We start from the raw sequence: 16,141 nt of genomic DNA, 5'->3' as shown, positions 1-16,141 counted from the left end.
CAGGCGCTTCATTTCGCTCCTGCCAGAGTCTGGAGCCGCTGGTAGTCGTCCGGCGTGTCAACGTCGAACTCGGCCTCGGGGCAATCCACCAGGCAGGCGTTCCCCTCATTTGCCTGGATTACCGCCTTGCATCCCTGCGCGGGACGCAGTGCCTCCAGGTCGTCAAAGTACTGGCGGGCGAAGAGCGCGGGTACTCCGGCAGTGCCCGCATAACGGGCCGCGACGATGGCCTGGCCTGCGTCCGTATGGATTCCTATGAGTCGATCGAGGAATCCCGCTGAAATCAGCGGCTGGTCGGCCAGCATGAGGATCACCGCCTCCGCGCTCGCCGCCGCTGCTGCGCGCAGGCCTGCCTGAATCGATGTGCCCATGCCCTCATCCCACCTGGGATTGACGACTGTCACGACAGGCAGCCCATCCAGGGCGGGAGCCACCGCTCCTGCCTTGGCGCCGAGAACGACGATCACTTTGCTGCATCCAGACGCCAGGGCCGTCTCGGCGGCATGACGCAGCAAGGGCCGGCCGCCATAGTCCAACAGTTGCTTCGGGGCGCCCATCCGGGAGGCGTTCCCGGCGGCCAGCAGGATGGCGGCCACATTAGCCATCAGGCCTGCTCCAACTGCCCGATCTCGCAGACCGGACGCTCCGCATCGGGCAATGGAAGACCTTGCGCCGTGCCTGCCTCGATAGCAGGGGCGTGGATCGAGCTGCGGCGATGGCGCAACTTCATGCCGGGCCGGCCGGCCAGTTCCGCCTGAATCTCACTGATGATGGACAACGCGATTCCTTCCGGTGTCGTTGCTCCGATGTCGAGCCCGATCGGTGCATGCACGTCGACTGACTCCCGGCTGATGCCGAGTTCGTGGAGCAGCCGGTCTGCCCGATTGGCAGGGCCCAGCATTCCGAGATATCGGGGCCGTGCGGCCAGGATCTCGCGAAGCAGCCTGCCGTCCTGGATGTAGTTGTGGGTCATCATCACGACCGCGGTCTCCTTGCCGATCGCTACACCGGACAGGGGATTCTCCGGTCGCATGACGACAACCCGGTCGGCCAGCGGGAATCGCGCCGGCGTCGCATAGGCGGGGCGTCCATCCACGACCGTCACCGCCCAGCCGAGCTGTTTCGCCAACGAGGCCACCGGAATCGCATCGTGGCCGGCGCCGAAGATCACCAGTCTCTGGGGCGGGGCAATCCACTCGACAAAGACCTCGCAACCGGCCAGCCCCACCAGCCGGCTTCTGCGCTCACGAACAGTTTCATCCACATGGGCCGCCAGATCCGGCCATCGCTGCGGGACTCCGCCGCGAATGCCCCCATCCGGGGACCAGTGCAACCGGTCGCCTACGGAAAACCCAGACAATGGCTGACTGCGAATCACGACTGCCGTGACGCCCCCAGTGGACTGGCGGCAGGTTTCCATGAACTCAAGGGATTCCTGTACCGCGGGCGTACTCAGCCGTTCCAGCAGCACCTGGATCTCGCCATTGCAGCCCAGGCCGAACTCCCAAACGGCGTCCTCGTCTGACGACGTGTCATACACGCGGACAGAAGGACGCCCATCCGCGGTGAACCACCATGCCTTCTTCGCGACATCTCCTTCCAGGCAGCCGCCGCTGATCGCGCCGATGCGACGGCCGTCGGGAAGAATCAACATGCGCGCGCCGGGGCGCCGGTAAGCGGAGCCCCGAACGTGCACAACTGTCGCGAGAACAGCGCCCTGATCACGATTGCCCAACTCGCGCCGGGCCGCAAGGATCGCGCCGATCTCGTCCATGGCGGTTACAGGCCACCCATGGTGGCGCCTGGGAATAGCGGCAGCGAGCGGACCCGCTTCCCGGTCAGTTTGAAGTAGGCGTTGGCCAGCGCCGGAGCGAAGGTGGGCACGCCTAGTTCGCCGGCTCCGCCGATATTGACCGTCCGGTCTGATGCCGCCGGCCCAGGGATGATCGTGATGCCGATCTGAGGCATCTCGCCCAGCCGGATCATACGGCTCTTGTTGAAGTTCTTCGCCTGGGCCACTCCGCTCACAAACGTCTGTTGCCCGTAGAGAGCCGCGTTCAAGCCGTGCACGATGCCACCCTGCAACTGCGCCTGGATGGAGCCGGGGTTGACGGGAATGTAGCAGTCAATCGCGCACGAGACACGGTTGACCCGCAGACCCGTGGTGGTCACGTTTGAGATCTCCACCACTTCCGCGACAATGCTGTTGAACGCCGCCCCGATGGCGATTCCGCGTGCCCGGCCCGCGGGTGGTGCCGAGGTCCAATTGCCCAGGGCCGCGGCCGCGTCGAGCACAGCGATCCAACGTGGATCCGTCAACTTCGACCGCCGGAACTGATACGGATCCTGGCCTGCGGCGGTTGCCAGTTCATCGATCAGGCATTCCACGGCGAAGGTGTTCAACGAGGCGCCTACTGAGCGCCAGAAGCCCACAGGGATCGGCGAGGGGTGCGATACCCATTCCGTGACACGGGCTCCGATATTGTAGGGGAGGTTGACGGCGCCTTCGATGCCCTGGCTGTCTCCGCTCGCGCCGAGTGGGATGCCGCGCTGGCCGAGAATCGACGGCGACACGTTGCGATAGGACCACCCCAGGATGTTCCCTGCACTGTCCAGGCCCGCCCGGCCGTGAATCACACCCATGGGCCTGTATTGGTCGCGCGTGAAGTCTTCCTCTCGCGGCCACATCAGCTTCACCGGCTTGTTCACATGCATGGCCACCTGCACAGCCTGGCTGACGAAGTCGACCTCCGCCTTCCGGCCCAGGCCGCCCCCCAGGTACATCGTGTGAACGGTGACCGCCGTTGCGGGCAATCCGGTCATCGTCATCACCAGGGACAACACCGCTTTGGCCGACTGTGTGGGCGCCCAGACTTCACAACTCACGCCAGCGACGTAGTTCACCGTGCAGTTGAGGACTTCCATGCAGGCGTGCGACACGTACGGCAGCGTATACGTGGCGTCCACGATTTTCGCCGCCGACGCATTCGCTGCCGCGGCACTGCTGGCAGCGCCTTCCACGGTGTAAAGCGTACCGGGCGGGTTTGCTCCGCCCGCCACGAACGGCGTGGCCGTGGTCAGAAGGGCCTGCCCGTCACTCAGGAACTTGGCGTTGTTCAGGTTGGCGGCTGAGGAAGGCAGGCTCCAGGTGACCTTCAGGCGCTTGGCCGCCTGCCAGGTATCCCAGGTATTCGGCCCGACTACCGCTACGGCATTCACACTGTCCGTCACTTCCGTCCCCCGGCCGGTGCCGGCTATAACTTTAGTGGGTACCACCGCGAGCATGCCGGAGGGCACGGACGGAGTGCTGGCGAGAGTCCCGCCGAACGTCGGACAGTGCTTGATGACGGCATACACCATTCCGTCCACTCTCACATCCAGGCCGTACCTTGCGGAGCCGTTGACCTTGGAGGGAATATCGACCCTTGGGACCGTCTTGCCGATCAGTTTGAACTGGCTGTCCGGAATCAACGGCGCGTTCGCCGCCGGCGGCAGCAGCGCGGCAGCCGCAGCCAATTGGGCATACGTGAACAGCGCGCCGGACGGAACGTGCTTGACCGCACCGCTGGTGACACTGAAGTTGGAGCGGGTCTGGTCGCTCTTCGCATTCATGGCGGCCTGGACCAATGTCTCCCGCGCTGAAGCCGCGGCGTCCCGCATCTTCCAGAAGTTGGTTCGAATCACACTGCTGCCAACCGTGTTGATCGCGGCGCCTACGGGTACGGGGTTCACCAGGGAAGGTCCGCCCTGGACGACTTTGACCTTGGCGTAGTCAACTACCAGTTCTTCGGCCAGGACTTGGGCGAGGCCGGACATCGAGCCTTGCCCCATTTCAGAGGATCCGATGGTGAGGGTGATGCTGCCATCCGTGCCCACTTGCAGCCAGGCATTCACCTGGCCAGGCAGCGGGGCGGCCTCGATGTCGCTCAATCGCGAGACTTCGGGGATAAAGAAGGCGAGGGTCAAGCCGCCGGCGGCGCTAGCCAGGAATCCTCTGCGGCCGACCTGCTCTTTGGACTTGGATGCGGGCCGGACTTCGGGTGTGGTTGTTGCCATGACAGGGGATTCTCCTCTAGAGAGTCGAAACGGCTTCCTTGATGCGCTGGTATGTTCCGCAGACGCAGAGGTTCTGCAGTTCCCCCTGGATCTCCGAACCGCGATGACCGGCCGCCATCGCGCCCGCGCAGGACATGATCATGCCCGATTGGCAGTAGCCGCACTGCGGAACCTGATGGTCGATCCATGCCTTTTGGGCCGGATGACTGGTGTCACTCGATAGGCCCTCAATGGTGACCACCTTTTTCCCGACGGCGGAGGATGAATCGAACACACAGGAGTGTTCAGGTTGGCCGTCGATGAGGACGGTGCAAGCACCGCAAACCTCAATCCCACAGCCGTATTTTGTGCCCGTCAATCCAATCAGGTCGCGGAGCACCCAGAGCAGCGGCATGCTCGGGTCGCTGACACTGACGGTTCGATTGACACCATTCACATTGATAGTAAGCGTCGTCATGATCCTCTCCTTGGCACTGGCCGGGATCCCGCATCAGCTCTTTTTGTCTTATCTGTTGATCCAGAGGGTATCCCCGGCGCGTCAATCCCCAGACTCGCGCCTTGGCCAGGTAGCCGCAGTTTACAAGCACTTTCTCTACCAAACAATCGGGCTTTGATCCTAAAGGAGTGTTGTGCGTCCTACACATCCCTTGAGGCGCAACTGTTACCGGCTAGGTAAATTCTTACCGGTAAGTGTGGAATACGAACACTAAGGGGGTGCGGAGTCGAGGTGGGTTTGAGGTTACAAGTTTGCCGAAATCGCTCTGTTTCGCGGCCGGCATCCGCGGGCCGGAACATTGCTTATATCTGGCGGAGATGTTGAATTCTACAACGATCATCAATCGTGCGATAGTGACTGCGCCTGTCAATCGAAGGATTCATAATGCGGGCGATCTATTCTTCCTTCACTAATTGCATTAGCACTATATGGTGGTGCTCTCTTTCGGTCCTCTGTCGCCTCCACCCACGCGAGTTCGATGATGGCCTGCCATTCACTATCCATCGACTGGAGGCCGGCGCCGCCGGAGCCCGGCAGGTGACCCGCGTGAGCGTGCACAGCGCAGCCCACCCTAGGGCGTACAATGACAAAGTTGCTTCGGCGCGGTCGGAATGACGCGTCATCTCTGTCGATAGCAGGAGGTCTCTTTGAAACAGCCTGTGTGGAAGGCGATTCTCACCGATGGGCATTTTTGGCTGCCGGTAGCGGTGCTCGTGATTGGGATCAGTGTTCTCGTGGCGGTGAGGTAGAACGATGGCAAACAAACCGGGTCCCGCAGTACTGCATTCCGCCCGCACGCTGCATTGGCTGGGCGTCTCCTGCGGCTTCGGTGCCGGCGCCTGGCTGGGCGCGGCGGAAGCCCCCACCAAGCTTGTGACCGCGGGCTTCTCGCCCTTCATCATTTCGCTCGGCATGGTGGCCGGAGTCTTCGTCGCCCGCTGGACCGTGCCCATGCTCCTCAAAGGCACCGGCTACATCTGGATGGACCTCAAGGAAAAGAAGCACCTGATGGTCTGGGCGATCCTGGCCGGCATGTTGTGGGCCGTGGCCAACACGCTAACCGTTTTCGCCATCCGCAATGTTGGCCTGTCCATCGCATTTCCTCTGTGGAATACGAACAGCCTCGTGGGCCTCTTCTGGGGTTGGCTGCTGTTCAACGAACTAAAGAACTCGGGCGCCAAACAGTGGTTAAAGGTGTTAGGCGGTGCCGCGGGCATCGTCGTCGGAGCCTGCGTCCTCGCCCTGGCCACATCCCACCAGACCAGCACAGGACCGCAAGGGGCCGCAACCCTCGGAATCTGTGCCGCCCTGGGGGCGGGCCTGCTCTGGGGCACCATGTACATTCCCTACCGCAAGGCCTACATCAGCGGCATGAATCCGCTATCCTTTGTCACCGTCTTTACCTTTGGTGAATTGGGGACGGTCTTCGCGCTTGCGCTGATCTTCGGCGGCGGGTACGACCAGGTCGCAGCGGATCTGACCAAGGCCAAGCCCGTCATGTTCTGGCTCTTCCTGGGCGGCTTCTGCTGGGTGCTAGGCGACCTGTTCCAGCAATACGCGGCCAAGTACATCGGAATCGGCCGCGGCATCCCGCTTTCGAATACGAATCAGCTGTGGGGCCTCGCCTGGGGCGCGCTCGTGTTTGGCGAACTCGCCGGACAGTCCACCACGGCCCAGGTCCTCGTAGTCGTCGGTTCGCTCATCATGATCGCAGGAGCGGCGGCCATCAGCTTTGCCGAGGCGCCCGAATCCGAACACACCTCCTGGGACAGCGCGATGGAACGCGAGTGCACCCGCTATGGCATGGATCGCGGCAAAGTCGAACGCTGCATGCGCGGCGAAGACGTACTCGCCCTGCAGGAGCCCAAACGCCACTGGTGGGAAGCGCTAGTGGGCGTGGCCGCGCTGGGCATGTTCATCTATCTGGGCATGAACGCCGAGCGGGCGCCCATCGAAGCCAATCCCATTTGGATGGGCATCCTGAGTGTGGCGACCATCGCGTTCCTGATCGTCTGCGGCCTACTGTTGTGGCGCCGGACGAAGTTCTCCTAAACGGTGATAGTTCGAGCGGGACCGGTGGGTGAAGCAGTGCCACCCACCGGTCCGGCTGTTGAGTGAATCCAGATCAAGTGAGGGTTCCGATGTCTCGTCTGCTCAGCATTGCCTTCCTGTCGAGTCTCTCGATCTGCTCCACCTGGAGCCTGGCCCAGACTCCGCCCGCCCCCACCCGGCCGCCGCGTCCCACACCACCGACCCGCGATCCGCACACACCCGGCTATGTCACGGCCACGGATCTGATCGACGGCCGCAACGCGCCCATCAACGTTGACGGCAACTTCATCCTCGGACCCACCCACAATCCCGCGCCGGAGATGACCGCGCAGGAGGGCGTCCCGCAGGGCACCGTCTCCGAATTCGTCATGGAGTCGAAGGACAGCAAGATCTATCCCGGCATCCTGCGCGAGCCCGGCACCTTCGGCACGGCGGATCCCAACGATCCCGCGAAGATGATCGTCACCACCAGCCATCCCGCTCCCTACTCGCGCCGCGTCACTGTCTACGTTCCGAAGCAGTACGTCCCGGGCACCGCCGCACCCTTCATCGTGGGCGCTGATGGCCCCGACAAGATGCTCTTCACGGCTCTCGACAACCTGATCGCCCAGCGCCGCGTCCCGGCTATGATCGCCATCTCCATCAGCAATGGCGGCGGCGACGCGCAGGGCAGCCAGCGCGGACTGGAGTACGACACCATGTCCGGTCTCTACGCGGAGTTCGTCGAGACGGAAGTCCTCCCCCAGGTAGAGAAACGTTTCAATGTGAAGCTGACGAAGGATCCCGACGGCCGCGCAACAATGGGCGGCAGTTCCGGTGGTTCCTGCGCCCTGATCATGGCCTGGTATCACCCGGAGCTGTACCACCGCGTGCTGACGTACTCCGGCACGTACGTGAACCAGCAGTGGCCGTCGAATCCAGAAATCCCACACGGCGCGTGGGAATTCCACGAGCGTCTGATCCCCAACAGTCCGCCCAAACCCATTCGCCTCTGGATGGAAGTGGGGGATCGCGACCTCCTCAACCCAAACGTCATGCACGACAACAAGCACGACTGGGTGCTGGCCAACGAGAAGATGGCGCAAGCATTGGCCGCCAAGGGCTACCACTACCAGTTCGTCTTTGCCCGCAATGCGGGCCACACGGACCGCGCTGTCAAGATGCAGACCCTGCCGCAAGCGCTCGAGTATGTCTGGCAGGGCTACCCCATAGGCGTCGCGAAGTAGTGATCCAACCAACACGACAGAGCTCGGGTAGAGCCGTGCCGAGGCACGTGCGCTCACCCGGGCTCTTCCGCGTCGATGCGGCCCTATTTGGTCTTGTAGGTAAAGCTCAGCTTCGTCGGTTCATCCACCACCAGCGGGCGCACAAACCGGAATGAAGTCCCGGCACGAGGCACCTCCACCGGGATAGTCAGGACCCCTGCTACCCTGCGTTGCAGATTGACCACATTGCCGGACGCTGAGTTCAACACCTCCGCGGACTTCTTCTTGAGTTCATTGTCAATCCGCTTGGAATCGCGCACCACCTCCGCCTGGGAGGTGACCTCTACGGTCTCTGCAACCGAGCCGACATTCAGTGTCACGTTGACCGGCTGTGGCCTCTCGGCGTCGTAGTTGATCTGCCGCACCTGCGGTTGGAATCCCTGCGCGCTCACGGTGATCTTTAAACGCCCGCTTGCGAACGGGCCTGCCCTCCATTGGCCGGACGAGTTTGCGGATGCCTGCCTGGACTGGCCGGTCGCCACCTCGGTCACAACCACTTGCGCATTAGGAATCACGGCCGTGGTGGAATCGAGGACAACTCCCCCAACAAGTCCCGGGGCCAGATTCAAAGCCCTGTGCACTGAGTTGACGATGCCTGGGGGGATATCCATACTCAATGTTGCCTGCGTCCGCCCCGCCCCCACCAGTTCCTCTTCCTTGATCATTGCGACCCGTTTCGGCATCATTGGACTGACCTCAGCCTCCGGCAGTAACTCCGCCCGCAAGGCATCACCCGCGAAATTCGCCACCTTATATCGCTCCGGCAGGAACACTTCCCAGTGCAGCAAGGCGATCGGTACGTCCATCTTCGGCAGCAACAGTTCAGCCCCGCCCTTCTTTGCAAACGGCGCACCCGAATCCATATAGACGAAGGACACAGGGTAACTGCCAGTCGGGCGGAATCCGGGCCGTAGCAACGGCACCCGATTCCCATCCGACCCCTGCACCGGCTTCACATTCTGGCCCGCGACATCCGCGGATACGATACTTGCGCCCGCCGGCAGCGACACCCGCAGGAACGGCTGTGCCTGATTGCGGAGCGTCAATCTCACCTCCGTCAACGACCGCCCCTCCGAGGTCACCATCGAGGTCACCACCGCATCCTGCACCACGGCGGGAATCACGGCCTTGTCCGGGAACCGAACCCACTCCAGCGCCAAACCCAGCGGCTCCGACGGCTGCCGGTGATGACGAAACGCCGCATGCGGTGAAGAGTGCGCCAGCGCGCGCAAGTACGGCGATGCTTCCTTCAGGTCCATCCTCTTCAGGCCGCCGCTCTCCCTGGCCGTCAGTTCGATGGTCCCCTCGCCTTCCACGACAATCTCGCCTGTCTCTCGCTGCGAGCCTTTCAGGGCGAGAAATGGGACCTCCGCCTTCGTGTCGGTCGTCGACTTTTCCAGCGTGACGAGGAATTGGTGGCTCCGCGCCGATGGGTTGCTGACCTTCAGGACCAGCACGCCACCCTCCACGGCGCCAGACTCCAGCGTCGAGCCCGATGCGCCCGCGAGCTCATACCCGGCCGGCATCTCGATCTCAAATTGCGCCGGATCTCCCTGGATCACGTTGATGTCGATCAGCGCCGCCAGTCCCAGTTGCCCCTCGCCCACGGATACCAGCGTCTTCACATCCGACAGGAAGCGCACGGCCTTCGGCGCGACGGGCGCCACGTTTTCCCGGGAAGCCCACCACACCGACGTGTTTTGCCCGGGCGCCAGCGTAGCCTGGATCGTGGTCTGCCCATTGCTGGACGACCGCGCCGTGACCAGGCCCGGCGAAACATGCGCGTTGGTGTGGTCGCCCGGCAACACCAACGTGAGCCTCACCGCACCGGCGGCCGGGGCCGGCAACTGAAAAGAGGCGCGGCCCGGCTCAATTACCAGCGGGAATCCTGTCTCCAGCGAAATAGAGAACTCCGCCGGTCCCGTCAGCACCGCGGAGTGTGTCCGGCCCGACTGGACCAGCGCGAGCTCTTTCCCCTTCTGCTGCGCCTCCAGCACCGTCATCCCGGAAACCAGCGGCACCGTAGCTGAGCCCTTGGTGAACACCTGGCCCTCCAACTGCACTTTCCCCGCGGCCTTCTCGCCAGTCACTTCAATTCGCAAATCGGCGCTTTGCAGCGAGTAGGGCTGCGGCGGTACGTCCACCTTCTTGCCCGGTTTATTCGCGAGTTCAAGCAGCCGGTTGTACTCATCCAACGTCAGCGTGACATTTCCAGCAGACGGAGGCGGCAGCGTTGGCCGCACCTGCCCCTGGGCCGCACCAGCCAGGATTAGAGCCAGCAGCAAAGCAACGGATCTCATTTTCCACCTCGCGCTTTTTCTTTCTGATAGGTCAGCTCGATGGTCGAGCCGCGGTTCTCACTCGTCAATTCCGAAACCAGGAATAGCGACGGGCCCACCTGGGGAAACTCCGCCATCATGGGGAGCGCGGCTCCGGATTGCCGCGCATTCAATCGAGTCTTGTAGTCGTCCACCAGTGCCTGCGTAGCCGCTTGCGAGGGCGGTCCGTTCGTCTGCAATCGATCCAGTTGGTTCGCTGCCGATGGGGCCATCGCCGCCACCGCGGGCTCGTAGGACGCGGCATTCAACACAGACGAAGTAGCCTCCTGGAACGCCTCAGTACGAAACGGACCCGGTTCCACGTTGATCTTGGCCAACGGTGGATGGAACACCTGGACACCCGTCTTCGACACAGGCAGATCCACGGCGGGCAACGCCAGCGACGCGTGGCCCCGCTCCGCCCAGGCCGTGCCCTGTGCGAGATACAGGATTTCCACCGCGAACGCCGGAGCCTCATCCCCAGCTCTCGAACGCTCCAGTGGCATCAGCAGTGCCCCATCTGGCGATTGGCCCGGCCGCACCGGCCTGCCGCCGAGAGAGGAACTCCACACGACCGCCCCCGCGGGCAGCGTAATCTTGAGGAACGTCCGTTGATTGTTCCGGACCGCATAGCGCGCCTGGATCAGGGTCTTGCCCTCCAGGCTCATCAGGATCCGGTATCGCGCCTCTTCCACATTCGCGGTCAGCACGGCCTGTTGGTCATACCGGGTCAACTCCACCTTGAGCGACCTGGTAGAGGTGGCCGCGCCGGGCCGGAACCGGAATGCCAGCAGGGAAGGCGATTGACGGTTCTGTACCGTGGCCCCCATTTCCGCCGCATCGGCGCGATCCAGGTTCAGGGGCTTGGCGTCTTTGATCTCACCGGCGCCCAGTACCTCCACCGCGACGCCGCCCGTCTCCCGCTCGGCGCCCAGCAAAGCCAGCAGCGGAATATCAATGCCGCCGTCGCGCGGCAATCGCGTCTCGCCCGTAATCACAAACCGCGCGGATTTCTCTTCCGGCTCCAGAAATTTAACAAGGACTTCGTTCGATTGAACCTCCCAATCCGCCACGGTCGCGCCCAAAACCTGATTCACCGTGACATTGGCCGGAACCCGGATCCGGGCCTGGCTGGCGGCGCCCTGGACGACCTCCAGGTTCACCTCCGCATATACCGAGGTGGAGTCCTCGCCCAGGCTCAACAACTCCGTCAGGGAACCCCGCATCCTCAGCGCCTGGGTTACCCGATGATCCTCGGCCTTGCGGCGCCAGGCGAACGTCAACGCGGAACCACCGCTCCCATAGGCCAGCCACTTGCTCTCTGAGGCCGATTGCGACTTCTCGTACAGCAGGCCGCCGCCCACGCGGACCTCGACATCCAATCGCGGTAGTACTACCAGCCCTCGGGTAATGCCCGACTCGCTGGCTGGCAGCGTCAACCTTTCCTCTCCCGCGTTGGACCCGATCGGCAGGGCCACCTCCAGCACGAGCGATGCGCGGCCGCGCTTCGAAAGGACGGCCATCTGCTGACTCCCACCCCTGCCGGCGGGGCCGGGCACGAGCGCCGCCGGTTTCCCGTCGAGCTTGGCCTCGCGGACGAGCAGTCCCGCGGGAATCGGCACCTGCACCCAACCGTCCTTCAGGACGTCGATCGTAATGGTGGCATGCCCTGCAGCCAGGTCACCATTGATCCGCAGTTCATACTCGACGCGCGTCAGCGTTGCCTCCAACGGCGGAGCCTCCGGTTCCATCGCGGCAGGGTAGGCCCGTGCGCGTAGCGAACCGTATTCGTTCACCGGGATCACCACCCAGCCGGACGAAGAAGGCGGAGAGTCCTGGGCGGAGACCCCTAAAGCGAGAACCGTGGCGAGCAAAGGCACAAGCGCCCGTGGGGATGTCATGATTCTGAGATTGCGCATCTCGACGAATCCTTTCAAAGTTGCTGACACAAAAATACTCCAGAGCACGACTGGTGCGCGAGGAGTTGCGGTATTTGCGAGCTATTGATCCGAGACCCTTGGTGCAGCTTTTGACGCAATGGGGGAATCTTCGGTTCCATTCAAACCGAATAATCTCCAGGCCAGCCGCGGGGATGCGCAAATCCACCGAAGGAAGTCAGGTATAGCGGACAGGAATCAATGCAAATTGGAGGGGGCAACGGCAGCGAGCCGCCATCGGGCAGGCCCGTCCCCCGTATGCCAAAGCGGACCAATCTTGAATTGAGTCGAGCACGCCAGTAAGCGGGTAGCCGTGTGCCAAAGCGAACCAGGCTTGAATTGAGCCGCGCACGTCAGTAAGCGGACAGCCCACCGGAAGGCTCCAATCCACCAACCCTCGCGGCCCGCTACCCAGGAGTCTTCAAGAAGATTCGGCGTGACTATCCGAGCCGCGATCGTGATGAAGGAAACCTCATTCCGAGCCGCGACTGCAAGGAGCGGGGGAGCAACCGCAAAGCCCCAACCAACCATCGATCGAGACCGTCCCCCCGTCTCCTCACGCGTGCGCCAGTGAGTCAACCTCTTCCAGCCGCACCGGCCGGCGCTCATCATAGGACTTGCGTGCCGCCAGTGCCATGACGACCGGAATCCGCCCGTCGATCCCCGTCACCGGGGTCGGCTTATTCTCCAACACCGCCTGCACGAAGCACCGTAGCTCGCTGACAAAACTCTCCGTGTAGCGGTCCATGAAGAAGTTCATCGGCAGATCCTGGTGAATTGACTCCGCCGTGCTCAGCACCGTCTGGCTGGCATAGCGGTTGGCACTCGCGATCGAGCCCGCGCTCCCAAAGACCTCCACCCGCTGGTCGTAACCGTAAACCGCTTTGCGGCTGTTATCGATCGTACCGATTACGCCATTGCGGAATCGCAGCGTAATCACGGCCGTATCCACATCGCCTTCGGCCCCGATCGCCGGGTCGACCATCACACCCGCCGCCGTGTAGACCTCTTCCACTTCGTCGTTGATCAGGAACCGGGCCATGTCGAAGTCGTGGATGGTCATGTCCAGGAACATCCCGCCCGATACCTTCACATAGGCAGCAGGCGGCGGTGCCGGATCGCGGCTGATGATGTGCACCATCTGCGGAGTCCCAATCTCGCCGCTGGCCACCGCGGCCCGCACCCTGGCGAAGTTGGAGTCGAAGCGACGGTTGAAGCCAATCTGCAGCTTCACACCCGCCTTCTCCACCGCATCCAGTGCCGCATCGATCTTCTCCAGGCAGTGATCCACCGGCTTCTCACAGAAGATGTGTTTGCCCGCGCGAGCGGCCTCCACAATCAGGTCGGCATGCGTATTCGTCGACGAGCAGATGAGCACTGCCTCAATGGAGGGATCCGCGAGCACCTCGCCCGCCGAGGCGGCCACCTTGGCGATTCCGAACCGCTCCGCTGCTTCCTCCGCCGCCTGCTGGTTCACGTCTGTGATCACAGCCGGGTTCGCTTCCGGAATCCGGAACGCCAACGATTCGGAGTGGACCTTTCCGATGCGGCCCGCACCGATAATGCCGATATTGAGTCTTTTCATCATGGCCATTCCTTCCTAGGCGAAATTGGATTCAATCGAATGCAGATACTCGCGATTTCGGCGTGCACTCTCGGCCGGAGCACCCATACCCGGCAGGACGTCCTGCTCCACCAGCGTGTACCCGTCGTAGCCCGTATGCTTCATCCACCGCAGTGCCGCCGGAAAATCGACGCAGCCTTTACCCAGCTCGCAGAAGACACCATAACGCAGTGCCTGGAAGTAATCCCAACCCTCCACCCGCGCCTGGGCTGCCACATCGGGCTGGCAGTCCTTGAAGTGGACATACCAGATGCGATCCTTGAAGCGCTGCAGCCCGGCCACCACATCGGCGCTGCCTGCTCCGTAAGCGTAATGGCCGGTGTCGAACACCAGGCCGATCGCCTCCGGATCCGTCAGGTCGAGGAACCGTCCGATCTCGTGTGGAGTCTCGATATAGCCCGCGCAGTGATGATGAAAGACGGTCCGCAGGCCGGTCTCGGCCAGCACCGTGCGCGCCACCAGATTCGCGCCTTCCGCAAAGATGGCCCACTCTTCGTCGGACAGGCCCATCCCGGGTGTGACGCGGCCGGCATTCAAAGTCCGCTCCGGCACTGACCCGTTGTCGTCCGCCAGCACCAGGAATGGCTTCGGATCCGTGCCCACCGCCGCCAGCAGCTTCGCTGTCTTGACCGCCGCTGCGACACCGGGCTTGTGCGCTGCCCGGTTCTTCATGGCGACCGGGACAAACGCGCCCAGCATCACCAGGCCCCGCCGGCCCAGTTCGGCCGAGAGCACCGGCGGATCTGTCGGCATGTAGCCCCAGTCACCCAATTCGGTGCCCGTATAGCCCGTAGCCGCCAGCTCATCCAACATCCGGCTGTAGCCGATCTGCTCGCCTTTGGCCGATTCGAATTCAAGCGTGCCCCAGGAACAGGGCGCATTGCCAACTTTTAGGATTGCCACGACGACTTACCTCTAGAACTTTCTGCTCCACTCCCTGGGCCAGCGCTCGATGACGACTTTCTTGTCCGTGTAGAACTCCACCGCATCGCGGCCCTGTGCATGCAGTACACCCAGGAAGCTGCCCTTCCAGCCGCTGAACGGGAAATAGGCCATTGGAGCGGCCACGCCGATGTTCACCCCGACATTGCCGGTCGGAATCTGATTCCGGAACTTGCGTGCCGCGGCTCCGCTTGAGGTGAAGATCGACGACGCATTCCCGTAAGAGTTCTTCGCGATAATCGCCATCGCTTCGTCCACGTCGCTGGCGTGAATCAGGCTCAACACCGGTCCGAAGATTTCAGTCTCGGCCAACTCACTGCCCGCCGGGACCCCGTCCAGGACCGTCGGACCCACGAAACTGCCGCTCTCCAGCCCCGCGGCCACGGCATCGCGTCCATCGACAGCCGCCTTGGCGCCCTGCTGCGTTCCGGCCGTGATGAGCCCTTCAATCCGTTGGCGGCTGGCCTGCGAAATCACAGGACCCATCTGCACACCCTGCGCCAGTCCGTCCCCGATTTTCATCGCCGCGGCAGTGTGCGTAATCGAGTCCCGGAACCACTGCTGCGCATCACCCACCGTCACCGCCACTGAGACGGCCAGGCAGCGCTGCCCGGCACAGCCATAGGCGCTGTCGGCGATGATCTGCGTCGTCGTCTCCGGCTCGGCATCGGGCAGGACCACCACGTGATTCTTCGCGCCGCCCTGGCACTGCACTCGCTTGCCGTTGGCCGACGCCCGGGCGTAGATATAGCGAGCCACCGGCGTGGATCCGACGAAACTGATCGCCGGAACCTGTGGATGGTCCAACAGCGCATCGACGGCCGCCTTGCCTCCGTTCACCAGATTGACCACACCCGCCGGCAGTCCCGTCTCATGCAGCAGCTCCATGATTCGGATCATCGACAACGGCACGCGATCGGCGGGTTTCAGGATGAAAGTGTTGCCGCAGGCGATCGCATACGGCAGGAACCACAGCGGGATCATCGCCGGGAAATTGAAAGGTGTGATGGCGGCCACGACGCCCAGCGGTTGCCGGAACATCAGTTCATCAATGCCGCGAGCGACGTCTTCCAGGTTGTAGCCCTGCATCAGGATCGGGATCCCGCAGGCCACTTCAACGTTCTCCACACCGCGCCGCAATTCCCCGCGAGCCTCCGCCAGGGTCTTGCCGTTCTCGACGGTCACGATCCGGGCGATCTCGTCGAAATGTTCTTCCAGGAGTTGCTTGAACTTGAAGAGGTATTGGATGCGCTCTGCCGGAGGCACCGCGCGCCATTCCGGGAAGGCGGCCGCGGCTGCCTGGACGGCGGCTTCCACGTCGGCCTGCGACCCTTCCGGCGAAACCGCAATCGTCTCGCCGGTGGCCGGATTGATCACCGGCAGCCCTGCGCCGGAGACGGGGCGCTGCCACGCTCCGCCGATGTAGTTCAGAATTTCTTTGTTTGCCATGG

The 16,141-nt window shown here is 63.0% G+C and carries 11 protein-coding genes; 2 read left to right on the top strand and 9 right to left on the bottom strand.

Annotation, left to right across the window (positions count from 1 at the left end; translation table 11 throughout):
- Window positions 1-8: 8 nt before the first annotated feature.
- From IRI77_RS09360 to IRI77_RS09345, 4 genes are read right to left on the bottom strand one after another with little or no spacing between them, the layout of a single operon-like run.
- The gene (locus IRI77_RS09360) at window positions 9-605 is read right to left on the bottom strand and encodes a nucleotidyltransferase family protein (RefSeq protein WP_194451805.1); all 597 of its coding nucleotides are present in this window, start codon (window positions 603-605) and stop codon (window positions 9-11) included.
- Window positions 605-1,774, bottom strand: a complete 1,170-nt coding sequence (locus IRI77_RS09355) for an XdhC family protein (protein WP_194451804.1) — start codon at window positions 1,772-1,774, stop codon at window positions 605-607. Before IRI77_RS09355 ends, IRI77_RS09360 begins: the two co-directional genes overlap by 1 nt.
- A gap of 5 nt (window positions 1,775-1,779) precedes the next feature.
- Entirely contained in the window at window positions 1,780-4,056 is a 2,277-nt protein-coding gene (locus tag IRI77_RS09350) for a xanthine dehydrogenase family protein molybdopterin-binding subunit (protein WP_194451803.1), read from the bottom strand.
- Between the two features lie 16 nt (window positions 4,057-4,072).
- Window positions 4,073-4,513 carry a (2Fe-2S)-binding protein gene (locus IRI77_RS09345; RefSeq protein WP_194451802.1) on the bottom strand — a complete coding sequence of 147 codons (441 nt, stop codon included), beginning with the start codon at window positions 4,511-4,513 and terminating at the stop codon, window positions 4,073-4,075.
- A gap of 792 nt (window positions 4,514-5,305) precedes the next feature.
- On the opposite strand from IRI77_RS09345, the gene IRI77_RS09340 reads away from it, so the two are divergent.
- Both IRI77_RS09340 and IRI77_RS09335 read left to right on the top strand, forming a co-directional pair.
- Window positions 5,306-6,604, top strand: a complete 1,299-nt coding sequence (locus tag IRI77_RS09340) for a GRP family sugar transporter (RefSeq protein ID WP_194451801.1) — start codon at window positions 5,306-5,308, stop codon at window positions 6,602-6,604.
- 89 nt (window positions 6,605-6,693) lie between these two features.
- The gene (locus IRI77_RS09335; protein ID WP_194451800.1) at window positions 6,694-7,830 is read left to right on the top strand and encodes an alpha/beta hydrolase; all 1,137 of its coding nucleotides are present in this window, start codon (window positions 6,694-6,696) and stop codon (window positions 7,828-7,830) included.
- An 83-nt stretch (window positions 7,831-7,913) separates the two neighbouring features.
- Here IRI77_RS09335 and IRI77_RS09330 read toward each other — a convergent pair whose 3' ends face one another.
- The 5 genes from IRI77_RS09330 to IRI77_RS09310 all read right to left on the bottom strand — a co-directional run bounded on the left by IRI77_RS09330 (window position 7,914) and on the right by IRI77_RS09310 (window position 16,139).
- Window positions 7,914-10,169, bottom strand: coding sequence for a carboxypeptidase-like regulatory domain-containing protein (locus IRI77_RS09330; RefSeq protein ID WP_194451799.1), 2,256 nt, complete (start codon window positions 10,167-10,169; stop codon window positions 7,914-7,916).
- The gene (locus IRI77_RS09325; protein ID WP_194451798.1) at window positions 10,166-12,106 is read right to left on the bottom strand and encodes a hypothetical protein; all 1,941 of its coding nucleotides are present in this window, start codon (window positions 12,104-12,106) and stop codon (window positions 10,166-10,168) included. The genes IRI77_RS09330 and IRI77_RS09325 overlap by 4 nt, the downstream gene beginning before the upstream one ends.
- Before the next feature lie 574 nt (window positions 12,107-12,680).
- Entirely contained in the window at window positions 12,681-13,712 is a 1,032-nt protein-coding gene (gene iolG, locus IRI77_RS09320) for an inositol 2-dehydrogenase (protein ID WP_194451797.1), read from the bottom strand.
- A 12-nt stretch (window positions 13,713-13,724) separates the two neighbouring features.
- Window positions 13,725-14,651 (bottom strand): TIM barrel protein, encoded by a 927-nt coding sequence (locus IRI77_RS09315; RefSeq protein WP_228486660.1) that lies wholly within the window; start codon window positions 14,649-14,651, stop codon window positions 13,725-13,727.
- 12 nt (window positions 14,652-14,663) lie between these two features.
- Complete coding sequence (locus IRI77_RS09310) at window positions 14,664-16,139, bottom strand: CoA-acylating methylmalonate-semialdehyde dehydrogenase (protein WP_194451796.1); 1,476 nt, start codon at window positions 16,137-16,139, stop codon at window positions 14,664-14,666.
- Window positions 16,140-16,141 lie beyond the last annotated feature (2 nt).

Origin of the sequence: Paludibaculum fermentans (genome assembly GCF_015277775.1) — a bacterium.
Classification (GTDB): domain Bacteria; phylum Acidobacteriota; class Terriglobia; order Bryobacterales; family Bryobacteraceae; genus Paludibaculum; species Paludibaculum fermentans.
The sequence above is the reverse complement of the archived record's forward strand: the minus strand, read 5'-3'. Positions and strand labels throughout refer to the sequence as shown.

What these genes read in the sequence shown, in the direction of transcription:
- IRI77_RS09360 (WP_194451805.1), bottom strand. Translation starts at nt 605, where the DNA reads ATGGCTAATGTGGCCGCCATCCTGCTGGCCGCCGGGAACGCCTCCCGG.
- IRI77_RS09355 (WP_194451804.1), bottom strand. Translation starts at nt 1,774, where the DNA reads ATGGACGAGATCGGCGCGATCCTTGCGGCCCGGCGCGAGTTGGGCAAT.
- IRI77_RS09350 (WP_194451803.1), bottom strand. Translation starts at nt 4,056, where the DNA reads ATGGCAACAACCACACCCGAAGTCCGGCCCGCATCCAAGTCCAAAGAG.
- IRI77_RS09345 (WP_194451802.1), bottom strand. Translation starts at nt 4,513, where the DNA reads ATGACGACGCTTACTATCAATGTGAATGGTGTCAATCGAACCGTCAGT.
- IRI77_RS09340 (WP_194451801.1), top strand. Translation starts at nt 5,306, where the DNA reads ATGGCAAACAAACCGGGTCCCGCAGTACTGCATTCCGCCCGCACGCTG.
- IRI77_RS09335 (WP_194451800.1), top strand. Translation starts at nt 6,694, where the DNA reads ATGTCTCGTCTGCTCAGCATTGCCTTCCTGTCGAGTCTCTCGATCTGC.
- IRI77_RS09330 (WP_194451799.1), bottom strand. Translation starts at nt 10,169, where the DNA reads ATGAGATCCGTTGCTTTGCTGCTGGCTCTAATCCTGGCTGGTGCGGCC.
- IRI77_RS09325 (WP_194451798.1), bottom strand. Translation starts at nt 12,106, where the DNA reads ATGCGCAATCTCAGAATCATGACATCCCCACGGGCGCTTGTGCCTTTG.
- iolG (WP_194451797.1), bottom strand. Translation starts at nt 13,712, where the DNA reads ATGATGAAAAGACTCAATATCGGCATTATCGGTGCGGGCCGCATCGGA.
- IRI77_RS09310 (WP_194451796.1), bottom strand. Translation starts at nt 16,139, where the DNA reads ATGGCAAACAAAGAAATTCTGAACTACATCGGCGGAGCGTGGCAGCGC.